The following is an 18,571-nucleotide window of genomic DNA, read 5'->3' as shown; positions in this document are numbered from 1 at the left end:
CCTGGATCCACCGATGTGATTTTGGGGTAGCGGCGTGGGAAAAAGAGAAATACCCTTCTGAACTGGGATAATACGACTTGTCGAAGGTCTATATTCCCCATCCAGGAGGGCATCTCTCAGGTGCAACTATCTCACACTCCCGCGGCACTCTCTATTTCATTCGATGACCCCAACCTCGTGTCGGCCGCCGGCTTGGTCCCAGCCATGCGCCTGGCCGACACTGCTGGCCTGTCGACCCTGGCACAGCACAGGATGAGTATCGCAGGCGACAAGGGTGCCAACGCCGGGGCGAAGATCTCCTCACTGGTCGCAGGCATGGTCGCCGGTGCCGACTCGATTGACGACATGGACCTGTTGCGCCACGGCGGCATGAACCGACTCTTTACCCGGATCTACGCGCCGTCGACCCTGGGATCCTTCCTCCGGGCCTTCACCTTCGGGCACGTGCGCCAGTTGGATGCCGTGGCCTCCCGCTTCCTGATCAACCTGGCTGACCAGTCACCGGGCCTGGTACCCGCACCCCCAGCTGCCACCAGCGGGTATGTCTTCGTCGATGTCGACGACACCATCATCGAAGTCCACGGCCACCAGAAACAAGGCGCCGGCTTCGGCTACTCCGGTGTCCGTGGGCTCAATGCTCTGCTGGCGACGGTCACCACGACAGAGTCTGCCCCGGTGGTCGTAGCCCAGCGCCTGCGCCGAGGGTCCTGTGGTTCGGCGCGTGGGGCAGGCCGGTTGATTGCCGATGCCATCACCACCACCCGACGCCTACCCGCCATGGCCCAGCAGAAAATCCTCGTACGCGCGGACTCCGCTTTCTACGGCCGGCCCAGCATCCACGCAGCACTCACCGCCGGTGCGGATGTGTCCATCACCGCGCGGATGACGCCCAACATCCAGAACGCGATTGCCACGATCCCGGACACGTCCTGGGAAACAATTGAGTACACCGACGCGCTCTTTGATGAGGACACCCAGACCTGGATCTCCTCAGCGGAAGTCGCGGAAGTCCCCTTCATCGCGTTTGCGTCGAAGAAGGCAGCTGATCAGGTTCCCGGTCGGCTGGTGGTGCGCCGGATCCCGGAGTTGAACAAGAAGAATATCGATCAGCCGGGCCTGTTTGATCTGCACCGCTTCCACGCGGTATTCACCACCGCCGACCCAGACCTGCTGGGTACCGTGGCCGCGGACAAGACCCACCGGCAGCATGCGGTCATCGAGCAGGTCAACGCCGATCTGAAGAACAGTGCGCTGGCGCATATGCCTTCAGGTGTGTTCACCGCGAACGCGGCGTGGTTGGTGGTGGCGGTCATGGCCTTCAACCTCACCAGGGCTGCCGGGACCATCGCGGCCGGGGCACTGGCCAGGGCTACGACTGCGACGATCCGGCGTCGGATCGTCATGGTGGCGGCCCGCATTGCTCGTAGGGCACGACGGTTGGTCCTGCACCTACCGCAGGGCTGGAAATGGGAGCCGCAGTGGCGGAAGCTGTTCGAGCACGGTCACTCGCCACCGGCTGTTGTTTCTTCCTGACCACCTGAGCCGAAACCCTCCGGCCCGAGCCGACCTACCAATTCGTGGAACAACCAGACGACGACGTGATCTGGGGATCATTCCTGCCCGAAAATCTTGGTGGTGCCCGCAGCCGAAATCAACCGATCACCGAAAGACCATCGGCGGATCCAGGCTTAGTCTCCGGGTCCCGGGGCGGGGCCTGCAGGATCCGGGTGCCCAGTGTGCCGGCAAAGGCAAGCACCGGTCCAGTGAGTTTCTTCTGTCCGATGCCAGTCTCATGGTCCCACAACAGGTGCTCGGGCACGGCCTGAAACGACGTGGACAACAAGGCCCACATGCCGGCGATCAGATCTCCGGTGGTGCGTGTCGGCAGTACCCGGGCGGCCATGAACCTTGAGTGGGACGCCACCATCACCAGCACCGGGAACTCCGCCCTCGTCCCGGTCTCATCCGGCAGCCCACCGGTGGGGAAGGTCAGGTCGCACTGGATCTGCTCCCCGGGACGATGGGTGAGGGTATCGACCGGGTCCACGGGCTGGTAGTCGGGGCGGATGCGACGGATATTATCGCGAAACCAGGTGATCGACCCGGTCCACCCCACCCGTTCGGCGATCACTGTGGCCGGCAACGTCGGCGTTTTCTCCAGCAGTGCTCGGACCTGCGGTTCGAACGGGGTGAAGCTGGTCGCCTTGCCCGCCCGCTTCTTGTACGTCGGAGGCTCCGGGGAAGCCAGCGCCCGTTCCACGGTCTTTTTCGCGCAACCGACCTCGGCCGCGATCTTTCTGATCGACAGGCCCTGTTTGCGCAGGCACCTGATCTGAGCCCAATCATCCACGGATATCACCCATCCAATCTTGTTGGTGGGCTACTTTCCGATCGTCGTTGGTGGGCTACTTTTCAAGCGTCGCCGACAGTTCGAGCGTTATCGGATCCATGAGTGCCAGGCCGAGGGTATCGACCTGGTTAAGGCGGCCAACCGCTAACAACGTCAGGGGCACGAAGTTCGATAACGAGCAACCCCAGGTGATCATGGAAAAGATCGCGGCCCACGTACCCAAGGGCCAGGTCGCCCGCGAGGACAAAGTCAACCGGCCCCCCCTCTACCGCATGCTTGAGCATGAGTAGGTGCCTCTTCTCGCATCTCGAGGCCGGAGTCCACGTTCCAGGAGATCTCCCGGAGAGTAACGGGACGTGTCAACGAAGAGATTAGCCCCGAAAGACGGCGAGGGTTGGCTCCGCTTCGTTGTGGGAAAACTAGGCCCTTAATAAGCTGTGCTTATAGGGTCTCCTGCGCCGATAAAGGACTGATGATCATCTCCACTAACACCGCTCACCCCCTGCACGAACCGCACGTACCCAGCCACCACAATCGTATGAATACTCTGCGTGCCGGTGTGCTGGGTGCTAATGACGGTATCGTCTCCATTGCTGCGCTACTGCTCGGTGTGATCGCCACCGGCGCCAGTGACACCGTCGTGTTCGGCGCTGGTTTGGCCTCAACGATCGCGGGGGCGGTATCTATGGCTCTCGGTGAGTACGTCTCTGTCTCCTCACAGCGTGATACCGAACGGGTGCTCATCGCAAAAGAAGCGAAGGAGCTGGCCGAAGACCCGACGGCCGAGCACGTCGAGCTGTCGGAGATCCTACACTCCTACGGCATCTCCCCTGCGACAGCGAACCAGGCGGCCACCGAGATCGGGCAGGGCGACGCCTTGGGCGCCCACCTTCAGCTCGAGCTCGGTATTGATAATGAGCAACTGACCAGCCCCTTGGCCGCCGCCTTCTCCTCGGCCGTGGCTTTCCTGCTCGGAGCACTGCTGCCGATGGTGTCGGTATTCATCGCCCCTGCAGGCTGGGACGCCGGCGTGGTCTTCGTAGTCACGCTGCTGGTCCTGGCGGTGACCGGGTTCATCTCAGCCCAGATCTCGGGTACCTCCCCAATGCGCGCGTGCGGGCGCCTGGTGATCGGTGGTGCCCTCGGCCTGGCCCTGACCTACGGTGTCGGTGTTTTGTTCGGGGCCGCAGTCTGAGGTGCCTCGGGACAGAAAAGGGGGAATGCGGGTTTTGTGGTGGCTGGGCGTTTTCGTCGACGCCTGGACGAAGTGATCGGCGCCGACCTCCTTGCAGACCATCCGGGGCCTGGATGGACCGCTGCCCCAGCCGGTCGCCAGTTATGGTCCGGCTGACTACTCGTTTCTCCTCCGGCAGGTAACCACACTGGTGCTATGAGATGTCTTCTGAGAAGACGACTACCGAGTAGGCCACCACTGTCAGGCGAGATTCTGCTTGCTGGCCTCGGCGGTGAGATAGGCATGGGGGAACCGAGGATCCCAGTGACTACTGGTGACCTGGAAACCAGCGTCCTCCAGTGCCCGGGCAAGGTCGGGAAGCGGCCACTGGTAGGCGGTGGCCACCGGATGGTGCAGCGGTTCGAGACGGGGTCCGGAGAAGAAGGACATGAGGAGGATACCGTCGTCCTTGGCCACTGCGCGCAGTGCAGCCAGTGCCGCCGGCAACTCATCAGGTCCCAGGTGAATGAGTGAGTACCACGCCAGGAGGCCCGCCCAGCGCTTCGGCGAGTCTGAGAGGTCGGTAATAGTGCCGTGGTGAAAGGTCACTGAGGGGTGTGTCTGGCGAGCGAGCTCCACGAGCCGTGTTGCCGGTTCCAGTCCCTCGATCTGGTGTCCGAGGCTCGCGAGGTGACCGGTCCACCGTCCCGTGCCAGAACCGACATCGAGGATCGCCCCGTCGACGTTGGCGGCCCAGGATTCGATGAGCGCTCGGTCAGGGTCATCGGCCGAGATGATCGTTCCGAGCAGGGCTTCCGGGTCGAAGTTCGGTGAGTTGTAGGCCTGGCTGAGGTCATCGGTTGCCATGAGGATAACCCTAAGCATGCCCGGGGCTGGACGTGCTTGTATGCCTTTCAGTAGGCGCGCAGGTGGTCTCCAGGGGCGTAGAGCGGCGTTGATCCGGGCCATGTGGGCGAAGATGCGTCAGTGGGCAGGGGGAACCTCTCGTTCGTCGGCCCAACAGTCCTGGGACCAGGCAACGCCCCTGCCATTACCGAGCCACCCCCGCTGCGGGGGATGACCCCTTATTTTTCCCCTGTTTCCTCGTTAGCGTGAGATGCGTCATACATAAATTTCCGTTGTATTCCCCTGTGGATGGTCGCGACATAAGGAGTGCCCTGTGGAGGTCAACCCGGATTTTCCGTTGTGGTTACGTGCCACGCATCTGATCAATTTCGTTCTCATCGGCATGTTGCTGCGCTCTGGTTGGGAGATTTTGTCGTCGATGCCGCGGCTGTGGTGGCGCAATGACTGCGCCCCGGGCACCGAATGGCTACGGTTCACCAGACGCAAGCTCCCCAAGGAGGAGGGCGTCTACACCTCCCTGATGGATGAGAAGTCCCTCTCGCCGCTCATCGCGCTGCCCGGGCGAGAGAACATCGGCCTGGGTCGGCACTGGCACGGTCTGTCGGTGATGTTGTGGGTGCTCAATGGCCTCGTCTACGTCGTCTTGTTGTTCGCTACCGGGCTGTGGCAGCGGATCATTCCCACCTCCTGGGACGTGTTCCCCGAGGCGTGGGAGACGTTGAAGGTCTACCTCGGCTTCCGGGCCCCGGGTATCGAGCACTTCACCCCGTATGACTCCCTGCAGATGCTCGGCTACACGTTTGTCATCTTCATCCTGGCGCCGTTTCTGATCCTCACCGGCCTGGCGATGGCCCCGGCGATCCGCTCCCGTTACCCGTGGTATGTCAAGGCCTTCGGCGGGCATCAGGGGGCGCGGTCTCTGCATTTCATCGCCATGGTGCTGATGGCGGGCTTTGTCGTCATGCACGTCGGCTTGGTCTTTCTGGTGCACGGTGACTACAACATGGTCCACATGGTCTTCGGCGATATGGACACCACCCGTGCCGCTCAGGCCTACATCATCGTTATCGCCACCATCGTCGTCGTCATCCTGTTCTGGATTGTGCTCAGCTACTGGTCACTGGCTGATCGGGCGCGTTCCCAGCGCATCACCGCCGGGGTCACGGAGATCGGCCGGAAACTCTTCCTTAACTGGATGCGTCCGCGGATGAGTGAGCAGAAGGTCTACACGGACAAGGACATCTCGCAGTTCCACTGGACCAACGGTCTGCCGCCGACCGATGATGACTCCCCCGAATGGATCGCCGCCCGCGACAATGGCTGGGAGGGCTACACCATCACCATCGGTGACGACCTCGCCGGCACCGAGAAGGTCGTCACCCTTGATGATCTCAAGGCGCTGCCGCAGGTGTCCTATGTGGCCGTCCACACCTGCATGCAGGGCTGGTCGGCGACCTCCCGGTGGACGGGGGTGCGGTTGCGGGATCTGATGGAACTGATCGGCCCGAAACCGGATGAGGCGCGTTACGTGCTGATCGACTCCTATGGCCTGGCACAGAAGATGTACGACAACCGGCCACGGGAGCCGTTCTACGCGGTTCTTGACCTGGAGACCACATATGAGGATGACACGATCGTGGCTTATGAGCGCAACGGCAAACCGCTCGAGACCCACCTGGGGGCTCCGGCCCGTTTGCGGGCGGAATCCAACCACGGCTACAAGATGGTCAAGTGGATTAATTCGATACGCTGGATCAAGGACTACGCCGACTACGGTGATGGTCGAGGAGGTACCCGCGAGGATTCCGCCCTCCAGGCATTCAACGGAAGGATCTAGTCCACCTATGTCAGCCTCAGACATCGTCTCCTGCCGGTTCAAGGTCGAAGGTGTGCGTACCGACAGGGACGTCAAGAAGGCCCTGCAGTCCCTCTACGACATCTTCGCCGACCACGGCCTCGGCCAGGCGGCCTTCGAGATCACCGGCGACGAGCACGCCGACCTGATCATCAAGCACCTGGCCTCCGTTGATCCGGATCCGGCCATTATCGACGCCGCACTGGCCCGGGCGGGCGACTTCCGTGTGATCTCCGCTGATCTGCACTCCGACCACTCCGGATAACGACTGTTCGGATCGCTGGCCGATCGGTGGAACACCGGTTGAGGCCGGGCACCCCCGGGGTGCCCGGCCCATCTCGGTTCAGAATTCGGCTGCCCTCACATGAGCATCATGAGCAGGAGGAAGACCAGGAAACCGGCGGCGGCCATGGCGATGGTGCCGGTGCTCTCCTTGATTTCGTAGGCCTCGACCAGTAGCTCGGCGACGGCGGTGAACAGCAGCGCCGCAGCTCCGAAGGCCAGCCCGGCAACCAGCACCGGGGCGGAGACCCCGGCGAAGACGAGGGCACCGAGCACGGCGCCGATCGGCATCATGGCCGCGACGAATGTGCCCACCCCGATCGCCGTGCCCAGGCTGCCTCCGCCGGCACGGGTGGATCCTGCCGTGGAGGCGGCGACGAAGAGCAGCTCGATCGACAGGGCGATCGCGATCAGCAGGGCCGCAGCCCCACCGGCGGAGAGGGCGACGCCGATGATGGCGCCGTCGATCAGGACGACGACCGCGAGGGCGACGATCAGCCGCAGGTTCACCCCGGTGGCCGTGGTGGGGGAGTGAGCGTCATGCCCGTGGGCGTCATCATGGCCGTGGTGGTCGTGGTGCGGATCATCACCGGGGTGGTGGCTGTGTCCGACGCGGGTGAGCAGGGAGCGTAGTGCCAGCATGAAGGCGGTGCCCAGCACGAAACCGACGATCAGAGGCCATCCCCCGCCCAGGTGGAGGGCCTCGGGGAGGAGGTCGAGGGTGGCTGCGGCGATGATCAGACCGGCGGCAAAGTGCTGGACATAACTGGTCAGCGTGGAGGTCTGGCTCCGGGTCGCTAGTGCCGCGATCACCGCGCCGATGACGCCAGCGACCAGGCCAAGAGTGCCCAGCCCGAGTGCTTGTCCAAACAGTTGCATGATCATGTCCTTGTCAGTGGAGTTCTTCTCCGGCCGGGTAGTTACCCGACCTGCTACTAAAAACCCTATGACTCACCCGAGAATCCATCCATGATCTAGATCAATGTTGGTTCCGGGATCGGCATCACCGGCAACACAGGTGCAGCAGCCTGGAGAAAGGAATCGCGACTCCTTCTTGCCGCAGGGCGGGGAGATCAGCAGCACGGAGCGAAAAACCTGCCGGCACAGGCTGCAAGCCTCTGCTGGCAGGGGCCGGGGCGCCCTGTTATTCGCAGGCAAGACCGCGGCAGATGCTCAGAACAGATTGCGGGTCCTCATCGCAGCCCCCGCTTACTGTGGAGTGTCCGCAGTAAGCGGCGCAACCGGCTGGCCGCGCCTACGCGGGTTTTCTCCTCCGCGGTCGTTCTGGTTGTCTGGTTAGTCCTGGGAGGTGATGAGCTCGAGGACGATCTTGCCGCGGGCGTGGCCCTGCTCAACGTGGGCCAGGGCCTTACCGGCCTGTTCCAGCGGGTAGGTCGTATCGACCTTCGGGTCGACCAGCCCGTACTGGACCACCCCGGTGATCTGTCCGACCATTTCCGGGGTGCGGCGCAGCACCTGTCCACCGAGTTCTCCCACGGTGGCAGCATCAGCCGCCGAGATCACGTGCGCCGGATTCTTCGCCAAGGGAGCAACCACCCGCAACGCCTCCCCGCCGACCAGGTCGAAGACCAGGTCAACGCCGTCGGGGAGCAGCGCACGCACCTGCTCCGCGACGGCGTCGCCGGTGGCGACGAAGATAGCACCGGTGGATTCGATGAGCTCGCGCTTGTCCTCGTGGTCGACGCCGACGACCTGGAACTTGTGGACCCGTCCGATCTGCGCGGCCATCAGCCCGACCCCACCACCGGCCCCATTGATCAGCAACGACTGGCCTGGTTCAAGCTCGACCTGGTGGGTGCCGGCGTAGGCGCTCGCCCCAGCGACCGGGATCGCGGCGGCGTCGGTGAACGAGATCTCCTCCGGCTTGAGCACGGTACTCTCTGCCACCAGCAGGGTGTCCTCGGCATATCCGCCGACACCGGGGACCACCAGGCCGAGCACCTGATCACCGACCGCGAAGCCCTCCACACCGTCACCGACGGCGGTGACGATCCCGGAGGCCTCCTCGCCCAGGGGCGCCGGAAGCTCTCGCGGGGTTCCGGCAACCCCGGAACGGACCTTCCAATCAAGCGGGTTGACCCCGGCCGCGTGGACCTTGACCCCGAGTTCTCCCGGGCCTGGCTGGGGGGTGTTGCGGGTGATCAGTTCCTGGTTGTCCGGGCCGCCGTACTCGTTGAACACGTATACCTTCGACATCGTGTGCTTCCTCTCCTCGTGAATTTCTTTCCTGTGGTCACGGCCGTTCGCGGCCTTGCCTGTCACGGTAGGAAGATGATCACCGCGAGACCATGACGTGGATCAAAGAGTGAAAGAAGTGATCACGATGAGACCCCACCGACATTGGGGGTCTCATCGCGCAGGCCCCTTCGTGCCGCTAAGGTCGGTGTCGCTTGCCACAGCGTGCCCAGGGCCTCTCGATGCCCTAGGTGAGGCCTGCCCCTGTTCCCAGCAGGAGCAGGCATTTTTCTCCGTCGTCACCCTTCGGGGACGGCAGGCCCCTGACATGCATATCCCACACCGCCTCAACGGTTGCGCACCATGAATCCCGAAAAACCGGCTAGTACCGGTTAAACCTGCGGCAGTGGGGAGGCCCTGAGGCGAAGGTCGGTGATGCAGGTGGCTCCGTCCGTACCGGTGGCTCCGTCCGTACCGGTGGTGAAGTAGGAGTAGCCGGTGAACTCCCCGTGGGTGATCTCGATGGTGCCGGCGGTATCGCGCGGGAGCCAGTAGCCGATGAACCCGTTGTCGAAGGTGGTTGCCTGCTCCGAGACGAGCACCGCACCCGTGCCGTCCTCAATGATCTCCACCTCCACGGGTGCGTTGCGCAGCTCGCCCAGACACGTGGTCAGGCTGTGGTAGAAGCAGTCATGGGTCTGGTTGATAAACGGGGCCACGGAGACATAGACGGAGGCAGCGGGCATATCCAGGCTGATTTCCTCGTCAGGAGTGGTCAGAACGAGCTCGTCGGGGCGCACCACGGCCATCAGATCCTGCGGACGGGCCTCCACGAGGAGAGCGTCCAGGTAGTCGATGATCCCCACCGCGTCCATACCTGCCAGATCGACCGAGGCCAGAAACTCCGCCTCCTCGGGGTCCGCCGCCGAGGTGGTGCACCCGGCCAGGGTGAGCGCACAGACAGCGAGGAGGGCGGCGAATCGGTTCATGGCAGATCCTTGCTTCATGTTTCTATGGTCAAACATAAAAACTACTGCATGTGACAGTAAGAGGAAAAGGGGACGTGGCCCTTTCCGGGAAGGTCGACGCGAACCCAGTATGCCGCGACCCGCACCGTCATGCGCAGCTGCTCCCGCCGGTCGGGACTCTTTTCCGGTTGTTTGATCCAGGTTAAGGAATTACTCCGGATATGGCCGTATTTTCATTACTATGCACCCATTCCATGTGCCTCCGATGAAAGGGCCTTACTGTCATGACCATTCCCATCCTCAAGCACACCACCGTGTCCACGTCGGGGTTTTTCTGCCCGAGTTGCCTGGCCACCGCCTAGACCACACTCAGTGACCTGGAGGGGGTGGCCTCCGTCGAAGTGGTAGTACCGCCCGGCCATCTCGTGGTGGCCCATGACCTACAACAAGTATCTGTGGGCGAGCTCATCAGGACCGTCACCGACATCACCTCCACTGCCCACCCCTTGGCAAGCTAGTGGTGAGGGGGTGCGGCTGTCGGTTGTGTCGGAGGCTTTTGTTCCTCCGCTTCCGCGGTCATTGCTCTCCGGGCCCGATAGCATGGGGCTTATGGCCCGCAATCCCGTCCGTCACAACTGCGCCCAACCCCACCAGTGCTCCCTGGACGTGCGCATGCAGGTCATGGCCCGTTCCCCGCTGACCAAGGAACTAGGCCCACAGCAGCACAGGGAACTCGACCAGCATCTGACCTCCTGGGCCTGGGCCGCGGGTGATCCCATCCTCCTAGCCGGCGAGCAGACTCAGGGCAGCTATATGGTCGCCTCCGGTCGGGCCCGGATCACCCGGGACACCATCGATGGCCGCGAAATCACCGTCGACATCGCCGCCCCCGGGGATGTCATCGGCCCGCTGCACACCCATAGCTCCCCAGCCACTGACTCTGCCTGGGCGATCGAGACCACCTGTGCACTCTACCTGCCCGCCGAGGCCCTGGCCGAGGTCGTGGACGCCTACCCGCAACTGGCGTTGGCGATCATGCGGATGCAGCAGGATCAGTTGGCCCGGTCCCGGGAGCGTGAAACCGCCCAGGCCACCTCGACTGTCGAGCAGCGCGTGGCCGCTGCCCTCCAACACCTGGACGCCAAGCTCGGGCAAATCCGACAAGACGGATCCAGCCTGCTGCAGGTCCGCCTGCGCCGCAACGACGTGGCCGGCATGGCCGGCACCACCGTCGAGTCCGCCTCCCGGGCAATGGCGCGGATGAAGAAAACCGGTGTCATCGACTCCGGCCGCGAATGGATCGCCATTACCAACCACCAGGCCCTGGCCGACCTGGTCGCCGGCCTCTAAACGCCCACATCCCTCTCTCTTTTCCAGGACAATTTCCTGGTAGGAGAGATTTGTCGTTGTTTGATCCAGGTCAAGGAATTAACCCGGAAAGGACCGTATCTTTAAAGGTGCAAGCACAGGAACATGACGATAAAAGATGAAAGGACCTGGTTACGATGACCGCCCCGGCCACGCTGAAGAACACCACCTTGCGCTCTGATGAGTTCACCTGTCCGAGCTGTGTCGCCAAGATCGAAAACAAGCTGAATGGTTTGGACGGCGTGGAGAATGCGGAGGTGAAGTTCTCCTCCGGACGCATCCTGGTCACCCACGACCCACAGAAGGTCTCCGTACGTGACCTGGTCACCGCGGTAGCCGAGGTCGGTTACACCGCCAAGCCGTCGGCGATCTGACGCACTCCCGACCCCACAAGCCCGCCCGCACCAGAAAGTGCCGGCGGGCCATCTGTGCCCCCGGGCTACGAGCACCACAGTCTTTTTGCGATCCAGATCTCACTTTGCGGGTACTTGATGCGGATCAAGGTACTTTCTCCGGATTGTTCATAACTTAATGAGTGTCACAGAAAACACCTGATCTTCATCATGAAAGGACACCACCATGGCCGAAGTGACCTTTGCCAGTCTCCACGAGAAGATGAACTTCCTGCTCAAGGACCACGGGGTCGAGAACTTCGACGAGTCGGATCTGGACCTCGAATCCGTCTCCTCACTGCACGCCAAGGCGAACGCGTTATGCGCCGCCCACGGCGGTGACCCCTCCCGCATGGCGAACGATACCCTCGCCCAGCTGCACCCGAAGCTGGACTTCCTGATGAAGGGGCACGGCGTGGACACCGACACTGCCCGCCTGAACTTGAGCACACTGGAGGCTGTGAATGCCAAGGTCAACGCCATTGTCAACGCCCACGATCATTAGCGACTGGACCATCTTTCCGAAGTGGGAGCCGCGCTGTCCTCATGCCCACACCGACCCGTGAACGACAGGGACCGAATCTTCTCGCAAGAACTCGAGCCCTGAATACAGGCGACATCCAGGGTGTCATACGCAACGGCTACTCCCGCCTATCACAGTGGGGCGGCGTTGTACCGCGTGAGCCGTCCTGCGGGCCAGGACGACACTATCACCTAGGACATCTCAAGGAGACCCGTGACGCCTACCAGCGACGCGTAGATGACGACCTCGCCCTGTTCCCCTCCCTTGCGGCGCCCGACCCACACGGCCGCCACCCGATCCGGGAATGGCTGAGCACTCACACCGGCCCTCTCATGGCCGCCGGCTGTACCGCCAAACCCTCGGCCTACTAAACACCCCCTATCCGAGTACCCGGGAAAGGAGCATGATCGACGCCACGTCATCTCCACGCTAGGAACCCACCAGCACCGTGCGGTGCTGGTGGGTTCCTGGCGTTGACAGGCCACGTGGCATGCTCTTCTGCTCCACCTCGTCAGGTCGGAGGTGTGTGGGTAATTGATCCAGGTCAAGGAAGTTTCTCCGGAATTGTCCTAACTTAATGAGTGTCACAAGAAAAAGACCCTCAAAAAGTAAAGGACACCCATCATGAAGACCTGGAAAACCTGGGGCGTGGTCGCCGTCTCAGGCCTGTTGATTATCTTGTCCTGGCTCACCCCCGCTGGGTGGCTGTCAGACGGATTCATGATCGCCGCCGCGGTGGTCGCCGGCTGGCAGATCGCCGTCTCCGCCGTCCAGGCCCTGCGCATTAGGATGATCTCGATTGACCTGCTGGTCATCGTCGCCGCCATCGGCGCGCTGTTCATCAACAACTACTGGGAATCCGCCGCCGTCACCTTCCTCTTCGCCCTGGGCAAGGCCCTGGAGAAGGCGACCATGAACCGCACCCGCAAGGCACTGTCGGACCTGGTGGACGCTGCCCCCGAGACCGCCACCGTGCTGCGCGACGGTGAGCCCGAAACCGTTGAGATCTGGGAACTGGCCCCCGGTGACGTCGTGCTCGTGAAAAACGGCGAGCAGATCCCCGTCGATGGACGCGTGCTCTCCGGTCACGGCGGGGTCGACGAGGCCACCATCACCGGGGAATCCGTACCCGCTGAGAAGGCCGAGGACTCGGAGGTCTTCGCCGGTACTTGGCTGCGCTCCGGGGTGCTGCGCATCGAGGCGATTGGCATCGGCTCGGACTCCACACTGGCCAAGATCATCCACCGTGTGGAAGACGCCCAGGACGATAAGGCCAAGACCCAGACGTTCCTGGAGAAATTCTCGAAGTACTACACCCCCGGTGTGATGGTCGCCGCCCTCGCCGTTGGCCTGATCACCCTCAATGTGGAACTGGCCTTGACCCTGCTGGTCATCGCCTGCCCCGGGGCGCTGGTCATCTCCATCCCGGTCTCGATTGTCGCCGGTATCGGACGCTCCGCTAAGGACGGGGTGCTCATCAAGGGTGGCGAATACCTGGAGACCTCCGCGAAGGTCGACACCGTGGTCGTCGACAAGACCGGCACCCTGACCAACGGCCGCCCCGAGCTGACCAACGTCGACGTCCTCGACCCTGCCTACTCGGACGATGAGGTGCTCACCCTGGCCGCCCGTGCCGAAACCGCCTCCGAGCACCCCCTGGCCGAGGCCATCATCCGCGGCGCGGAGAACAAGGGACTGACCATCGAAATGGTCGAGAAAGCCAAACCGGTCACCGGCAAGGGCATCATCGCGAAGGTCGACGACCATACCGTCGCCGTCGGTTCCGCCGACCTGCTCGACCACGCCCCGGACACCACCCGCATCCTTGAACTCAATGACCAGGGCAAGACCGCCATGTACGTCGGTGTCGACGGACGCGCCATCGGCATCGTCGCCGTGGCCGACACCATCCGTGACGACGCACCGGCCGCTATCCGATCGCTGCATGACAAGGGTGTGCGCGTGATCATGGCCACCGGTGACGCGCAGCGGGTGGCCCGCAACGTCGCCGCCGAACTCGGGGTCGACGAGGTCCGGGCCGAACTCATGCCCGAGGACAAGCTCACTATCGTCAAGGACCTGCAGGCCCAGGGCCGCACCGTGGCCATGATCGGCGACGGTGTCAACGACACGCCGGCACTCGCCCAGGCCGACATCGGCATCGCCATGGGGGCTGCTGGCTCACCTGCCGCCATCGAGACAGCCGATATCGCCCTGATGGCCGACAAACTCCCCCGCCTGCCCTACGCCCTGGGTTTGGCCCAGCGCACCGTGCGCACCATGCGGATCAACATCGCCATCGCCCTGGCCACCGTCGCCATCCTCCTGGCCGGCGTGCTCCTCGGAGGAGTGACCATGTCGATTGGCATGCTCGTCCACGAAGCGTCCGTCCTGCTGGTCATCGCCATCGCGATGCTGCTGCTGCGCCCCACCCTCAAGCAGGAGGACAGGGACAAGGCAGACGTCAGCACTGCTGACGCCGCGAAGGAGACGCTGAGCGCCTAACGACACAACCGCCACAGCCAGCCCCGCCGGTTTTCCTCCAGGTTTTCCCGGTGGGGCTTTCCCCTGTCTGGGTTTCCCACTTCCCTTGGACGGGCAGGAAAGCGGTCATGCAGACGACGTGGGACAGATGTGCAACCGCCTTCTGACTTCGACGCCGGACCGCTCCGCCTGGGCTGGTGGGGCAAAGGGCGGCCGGCCGATCATGGCGAGCCCCGAAATCACTCACCGGCAGGAGGGGGCATTCCCTGGAGTGACTGACGACCATCCCAGGGGGCACCCTATCTCTCGTCATCGACGGATGCGATTACTTCCGGGGAGGCAGGGCGCATGGTGGAGAGCCTCCCGCACGGCGCAGGTCACCACGAGCACCACTCCAGGAAGTGCAAGAGCTCTTCCCCATGGTCCAGGGCGGATATTGATATCCCGACCTTGTGGTCATCTTTAGTATTGCCCTATCTATATGGGGGCAGGGAATAGGTGCGGGCGATTTGTTGTGATAAACACAAGTACACCTTTTCTTATGTGGCTCTCACCTACCCGGTGACCGCCCCGTGCCGTAGACGAGGTCTGCCGGTGACACCCGCCGCAGGCTCTCGCGTATGACGCGGGAGAAGGGGCCTGTTGCCGACCGCGCAGCACTTACCCGGGCTCCGTCCTCCCGGCCGTGATCCTCCCCGACCTCCGAGCCCTGTAGGACCACTCACCGCATGAACCACAACGACCAGCCCGCCCCGGCCTCCGCGGCGAAATACTTCGCGGCCTTACGCAGGATGTCTCGCTCGGTCGACAACTTCTGCGTCTCCGAGCGCAAGTGCTGGACTTCCTTGCGCAGGCGCAGTAGCTCATCGGCCGGGTCCTCGGCGGTGCTGGTTGGCTGGATGCCACGGCTCTTGCGGGCCGCGTAGACCCAGTTCTTCAACGTCGCCCGTCCGATCCCGAGGTCCTCAGCGATCGAGGTAAATGAGGCACCTTCGGTGTCTTCGTAGAGTCGGACCGCGTCAGCCCGGAACTCATCGGTGTAGGTGTTCTTCGGCATGAGAGTTTCTCGCATTCTCCGGCCCATTCTGGGCCAGGGTCAGCGTGTCCACCAAACAGGGGTCAGGCCCCAGCTGCGCATCACGGATGTCGATGGCCGCCGGGTCCAGGCCTTTGTCACCAACCGCCCCGGCCATGCCAACCGGCTCGACGTCCTGCACCGCGTGTGTGTGATCAACTCTTTGTAGGCCGGTTGAGCAACAACTCCCGGCCATCTCAGCGGCTGGTTTCCTGCCAAAAGAGCACGGAAAACCAGCCACCCCACCGCACACCCGCCAACTTCCCGTCGGCGACGGCTGCCGGTGTATTTATCCCCGAAGACACGATCACACTCACCCCAGGTGGCCGGGCCCGCACCCCATCCACGGCTGTGACCTAAAGCCAATGGTCACAGGCCCCGCCACCGTTAGATAGGTTCCTCCTCGACGCTTCCCGACCCTTTTCACAAGCGGGAGCGCTAAGAGATAAGGAACCCGAAAGAAGATGGCGGTACCCAGTGAGCCGTTGTAGAAGATATCAGGAGACTCGACTCCCAGGGAGTCTCCGGCCGCGACATCGCCCGCCGACTCAACGTCAGCCGCGACTGAAGTGGCCAAATACACCAGCATCGAGGACTTCTCCCCGACACCACCCGCACCGGTCAAACGCCCCGGATCGAAAGTCCTCGACGGGCTCGAGGTCATCATCGACGGCTGGCTCGACGACGATAAGAAACGCCCCCGGAAGCAACGTCACACCAGCCGACGCGTTTTCGACCGCCTGGTGACCGAATACGATTACACCGGCTCGTATTCACCTGTTCAGCGCTACATCAAGGCCTGGCGCCAGGCCCACCGCCAGCCCGGTGACGGCTACATCGAACTGACCTGGGCCCCGGGCACCGCCCAGGTCGATTTCGGGCAGGCCGACGCCATCATCGACGGCGAACGTATGAACCTGCACATCCTCATCGTGACGTTCCCCTACTCGAACATGCGCTTCATCCAGGCCTACCGTGGGGAAACCGCCGAATGCGTCTGCCATGGACTGCGCACCATCTTCGAACACATCGCAGGCGTGCCCGGACAACTGATCTTCGACAACGCCACCGGTGTTGGCCGACGCACCGGGGCCAAGGTCATCGAGTCCAAGTTATTCGCCGCGTTCAAGCTGCACTACCGGACCACGGCTCGCTACTGCAACCCGTACTCCGGTCATGAGAAAGGCAACGTGGAAAACGCCGTCGGGTTCCTGCGCCGCAACCTCATGGTCCCCGAACCTGTGGCCACCACCCTGGCCGGGCTCAACACCACGTTGCTGACCAAATGTCAGGAGCTGGCGTTGACACCGCACTGGCGCAAACAGCAACCCATCATCGAGTTGTTCGCCGAGGATGTCGCCGCCTGCCTGGACTTGCCCGGCGTCGGTTTTGATCCGGTGCGCTATGAATCCCGCAAGGCCGACAAGACCGGCACCATCACCGTCGACGACAACTTCTACCTCGCCGGCCCCTCATTCGGCAGCAGGGCGCTGACGGTGGCGATCCGCCATGACGTCATCGACATCCTGGATGAGACCTCCCGCCCGGTGGTGACCTTCCCCAGGTCCTATGACCACCAGGATCAGACGATCTTCACCCCCATATCACTGCTGCCGGCGTTGATCGCCAAGCCCGGGGCCTGGACCAACTCCCCGGTCCGCCCCCTGGTACCCGGCACCGTCCGTGACGTGCTCGACGCCGCTGACGCCACCGACCGTGCCCGCATGCTGGCAGGGATCAACCAGGCCAGCACCGCGACTTCCTTCACCAACGCCATCACCGCCTGTGAGCAGTTGATCGCGGTGGGACAGGATCCCGCCGGCCCCGGACTGGGGATGCTCGCCCGCCGCATCGCCCACGGTGCGGAACCTGCCGCCACGGATGTGGATCTGTCGATCTATGACCTGCTGCCGAAAACCACCCGGACACACCTGACCAACAAGCAGAAAGCCCAGGTGGGGGCATGACGGAACCTATCACTGCGGTCGACATCATCACCGCAGGTAAAGCCACCTCGCTGACGGCGGCGGTGCTCGCGGAATGGGCTGAGAAAGGCACCCCGAAACAACGCGAGTACCTCCACGGGCTGCTCATCGCCGAGCAGCACTCCCGCCACACAGCCCGTAGTACCCGGCTACTTCGCGCGGCGAAGCTGCCCATGATCAAGACTCTCGACGGTGACGACTGGAGCAACATCGGCTTCCCTGACGGCTACGGCCGTGACCAGCTGCGCTGCCTGGACTTCCTCGACACCGGTGGTGATCTGGTCTTCTACGGTGATGTCGGCACCGGGAAAACACATTTGGCCTGCGCCTTAGTCGCCCAGGCCTGTCAGGCGGGCATCCCCGCGAGGTTTTTCACCACCGCCTCCCTGGTTGCGCATCTACGCCGGGCGAAAGAGGCCGACCGGCTCGATAAGGAACTGGCCAGCCTGGCCAAGAATCGGCTGCTGGTCATCGATGAATTCGGCTACCTGCCCATCGACACCGAGGGAGCCAGATTATTGTTCCAGGTCATCGCCGACGCCTACGAGAAGCGCAGTTTGATTTTGACGACGAACCTGGCGTTTTCCAAGTGGGGTGCCGTCTTCGGTGATGATCATATGGCCGCCGCGGTCATCGACCGGATCGTCCACCACGGCAGGCTCCTGCACTTCACGGGCGAGTCCTACCGCGTCAAGCACGCCCTGATGACCTGACGCTCACATGGCCGGAAAACCCGCTGAGGTGGCCGGGTTTTCCGCGCTCTTTTGGCAGGCAAAAAGTTGACAAAACACACCTGGTGGTGTTCCTCCAGGCTGGTACACGGTGTGTACATCTGCTGCCCACCACAGTGGGCACGAGGGACACCACGGCTAGAGCAGCCCAGGTCAAGGGGAAGCCCGGGTTCCATGTCGACAGGTGTTCTCGCTTGCTGAGCTCAGCCCGATGTACTCCCTCCCGATCCTGCGGGATCCTGCTTTCACCGACCAGGACCTGAAGGGCGATCCCCAGCTCCATGCTTGCTGGCACGTCCGAAGGACAAACCGACTCACTCC

16 protein-coding genes and 1 pseudogene are annotated in these 18,571 nt (G+C 63.0%); 10 read left to right on the top strand and 7 right to left on the bottom strand.

Annotated elements, in window-relative coordinates; all coding sequences use genetic code 11:
- Positions 1 to 120 precede the first annotated feature (120 nt).
- Positions 121 to 1,533, top strand: a complete 1,413-nt coding sequence (locus B840_RS12780) for an IS1380-like element ISCli1 family transposase (RefSeq protein WP_018297647.1) — start codon at positions 121 to 123, stop codon at positions 1,531 to 1,533.
- Between the two features lie 118 nt (positions 1,534 to 1,651).
- Here B840_RS12780 and B840_RS12775 read toward each other — a convergent pair whose 3' ends face one another.
- Positions 1,652 to 2,350: a helix-turn-helix domain-containing protein gene (locus B840_RS12775; protein ID WP_169745292.1), complete on the bottom strand. Its 699-nt coding sequence runs from the start codon at positions 2,348 to 2,350 to the stop codon at positions 1,652 to 1,654.
- Positions 2,351 to 2,822: 472 nt separating this feature from the next.
- On the opposite strand from B840_RS12775, the gene B840_RS12770 reads away from it, so the two are divergent.
- The gene (locus tag B840_RS12770) at positions 2,823 to 3,545 is read left to right on the top strand and encodes a VIT1/CCC1 transporter family protein (RefSeq protein ID WP_003859513.1); all 723 of its coding nucleotides are present in this window, start codon (positions 2,823 to 2,825) and stop codon (positions 3,543 to 3,545) included.
- A gap of 240 nt (positions 3,546 to 3,785) precedes the next feature.
- Here B840_RS12770 and B840_RS12765 read toward each other — a convergent pair whose 3' ends face one another.
- Positions 3,786 to 4,391: a class I SAM-dependent DNA methyltransferase gene (locus tag B840_RS12765; protein WP_229676671.1), complete on the bottom strand. Its 606-nt coding sequence runs from the start codon at positions 4,389 to 4,391 to the stop codon at positions 3,786 to 3,788.
- A gap of 313 nt (positions 4,392 to 4,704) precedes the next feature.
- On the opposite strand from B840_RS12765, the gene B840_RS12760 reads away from it, so the two are divergent.
- Complete coding sequence (locus B840_RS12760; protein ID WP_042622843.1) at positions 4,705 to 6,228, top strand: molybdopterin-dependent oxidoreductase; 1,524 nt, start codon at positions 4,705 to 4,707, stop codon at positions 6,226 to 6,228.
- A 7-nt stretch (positions 6,229 to 6,235) separates the two neighbouring features.
- A complete protein-coding gene (locus tag B840_RS12755; RefSeq protein WP_042622842.1) occupies positions 6,236 to 6,511 on the top strand; it encodes a hypothetical protein in 276 nt (91 codons plus the stop codon).
- 95 nt (positions 6,512 to 6,606) lie between these two features.
- On the opposite strand, the gene B840_RS12750 is transcribed toward B840_RS12755, so the two are convergent.
- From B840_RS12750 to B840_RS13735, 3 genes are all read right to left on the bottom strand, one after another.
- Positions 6,607 to 7,407: a ZIP family metal transporter gene (locus B840_RS12750; RefSeq protein WP_042622862.1), complete on the bottom strand. Its 801-nt coding sequence runs from the start codon at positions 7,405 to 7,407 to the stop codon at positions 6,607 to 6,609.
- A 417-nt stretch (positions 7,408 to 7,824) separates the two neighbouring features.
- Entirely contained in the window at positions 7,825 to 8,745 is a 921-nt protein-coding gene (locus B840_RS12745; RefSeq protein WP_042622841.1) for an NADP-dependent oxidoreductase, read from the bottom strand.
- A 371-nt stretch (positions 8,746 to 9,116) separates the two neighbouring features.
- Positions 9,117 to 9,713: a CueP family metal-binding protein gene (locus B840_RS13735; protein ID WP_042622840.1), complete on the bottom strand. Its 597-nt coding sequence runs from the start codon at positions 9,711 to 9,713 to the stop codon at positions 9,117 to 9,119.
- Positions 9,714 to 10,301: 588 nt separating this feature from the next.
- Here B840_RS13735 and B840_RS12735 point away from each other — a divergent pair.
- The 3 genes from B840_RS12735 to B840_RS12725 all read left to right on the top strand — a co-directional run bounded on the left by B840_RS12735 (position 10,302) and on the right by B840_RS12725 (position 11,957).
- On the top strand, positions 10,302 to 11,042 hold the full coding sequence (locus B840_RS12735; RefSeq protein ID WP_188656969.1) for a Crp/Fnr family transcriptional regulator: 741 nt from the start codon (positions 10,302 to 10,304) through the stop codon (positions 11,040 to 11,042).
- 155 nt (positions 11,043 to 11,197) lie between these two features.
- Positions 11,198 to 11,434 (top strand): heavy-metal-associated domain-containing protein, encoded by a 237-nt coding sequence (locus B840_RS12730; RefSeq protein ID WP_042622839.1) that lies wholly within the window; start codon positions 11,198 to 11,200, stop codon positions 11,432 to 11,434.
- A 205-nt stretch (positions 11,435 to 11,639) separates the two neighbouring features.
- Complete coding sequence (locus tag B840_RS12725) at positions 11,640 to 11,957, top strand: hypothetical protein (protein ID WP_042622838.1); 318 nt, start codon at positions 11,640 to 11,642, stop codon at positions 11,955 to 11,957.
- 209 nt (positions 11,958 to 12,166) lie between these two features.
- Here the strand turns inward: B840_RS12725 and B840_RS14000 are convergent, their stop codons facing one another.
- Positions 12,167 to 12,295 (bottom strand): hypothetical protein, encoded by a 129-nt coding sequence (locus B840_RS14000; protein WP_255312486.1) that lies wholly within the window; start codon positions 12,293 to 12,295, stop codon positions 12,167 to 12,169.
- Between the two features lie 304 nt (positions 12,296 to 12,599).
- Between B840_RS14000 and B840_RS12720 the strand changes: the two genes are divergently transcribed.
- A complete protein-coding gene (locus tag B840_RS12720) occupies positions 12,600 to 14,480 on the top strand; it encodes a heavy metal translocating P-type ATPase (RefSeq protein WP_042622837.1) in 1,881 nt (626 codons plus the stop codon).
- 700 nt (positions 14,481 to 15,180) lie between these two features.
- Here the strand turns inward: B840_RS12720 and B840_RS12715 are convergent.
- Entirely contained in the window at positions 15,181 to 15,516 is a 336-nt protein-coding gene (locus B840_RS12715) for a transposase (protein WP_042622836.1), read from the bottom strand.
- A gap of 514 nt (positions 15,517 to 16,030) precedes the next feature.
- Here B840_RS12715 and istA point away from each other — a divergent pair.
- Both istA and istB read left to right on the top strand, forming a co-directional pair.
- Positions 16,031 to 17,501, top strand: a pseudogene (istA, locus tag B840_RS12710) (IS21 family transposase).
- On the top strand, positions 17,498 to 18,232 hold the full coding sequence (gene istB / locus B840_RS12705; protein ID WP_211255114.1) for an IS21-like element helper ATPase IstB: 735 nt from the start codon (positions 17,498 to 17,500) through the stop codon (positions 18,230 to 18,232). Before istA ends, istB begins: the two are co-directional and overlap by 4 nt.
- Positions 18,233 to 18,571 lie beyond the last annotated feature (339 nt).

This window comes from Corynebacterium marinum DSM 44953 (genome assembly GCF_000835165.1).
Taxonomy (GTDB): Bacteria; Actinomycetota; Actinomycetes; order Mycobacteriales; family Mycobacteriaceae; genus Corynebacterium; species Corynebacterium marinum.
Note: the sequence above shows the minus strand (reverse complement) of the source record. Positions and strands in the feature narration are given on the sequence as shown.

What these genes read in the sequence shown, in the direction of transcription:
- B840_RS12770 (WP_003859513.1), top strand. Translation starts at nt 2,823, where the DNA reads ATGATCATCTCCACTAACACCGCTCACCCCCTGCACGAACCGCACGTA.
- B840_RS12765 (WP_229676671.1), bottom strand. Translation starts at nt 4,391, where the DNA reads ATGGCAACCGATGACCTCAGCCAGGCCTACAACTCACCGAACTTCGAC.
- B840_RS12755 (WP_042622842.1), top strand. Translation starts at nt 6,236, where the DNA reads ATGTCAGCCTCAGACATCGTCTCCTGCCGGTTCAAGGTCGAAGGTGTG.
- B840_RS12750 (WP_042622862.1), bottom strand. Translation starts at nt 7,407, where the DNA reads ATGCAACTGTTTGGACAAGCACTCGGGCTGGGCACTCTTGGCCTGGTC.
- B840_RS12745 (WP_042622841.1), bottom strand. Translation starts at nt 8,745, where the DNA reads ATGTCGAAGGTATACGTGTTCAACGAGTACGGCGGCCCGGACAACCAG.
- B840_RS13735 (WP_042622840.1), bottom strand. Translation starts at nt 9,713, where the DNA reads ATGAACCGATTCGCCGCCCTCCTCGCTGTCTGTGCGCTCACCCTGGCC.
- B840_RS12735 (WP_188656969.1), top strand. Translation starts at nt 10,302, where the DNA reads ATGGCCCGCAATCCCGTCCGTCACAACTGCGCCCAACCCCACCAGTGC.
- B840_RS12730 (WP_042622839.1), top strand. Translation starts at nt 11,198, where the DNA reads ATGACCGCCCCGGCCACGCTGAAGAACACCACCTTGCGCTCTGATGAG.
- B840_RS12725 (WP_042622838.1), top strand. Translation starts at nt 11,640, where the DNA reads ATGGCCGAAGTGACCTTTGCCAGTCTCCACGAGAAGATGAACTTCCTG.
- B840_RS12720 (WP_042622837.1), top strand. Translation starts at nt 12,600, where the DNA reads ATGAAGACCTGGAAAACCTGGGGCGTGGTCGCCGTCTCAGGCCTGTTG.
- B840_RS12715 (WP_042622836.1), bottom strand. Translation starts at nt 15,516, where the DNA reads ATGCCGAAGAACACCTACACCGATGAGTTCCGGGCTGACGCGGTCCGA.
- istB (WP_211255114.1), top strand. Translation starts at nt 17,498, where the DNA reads ATGACGGAACCTATCACTGCGGTCGACATCATCACCGCAGGTAAAGCC.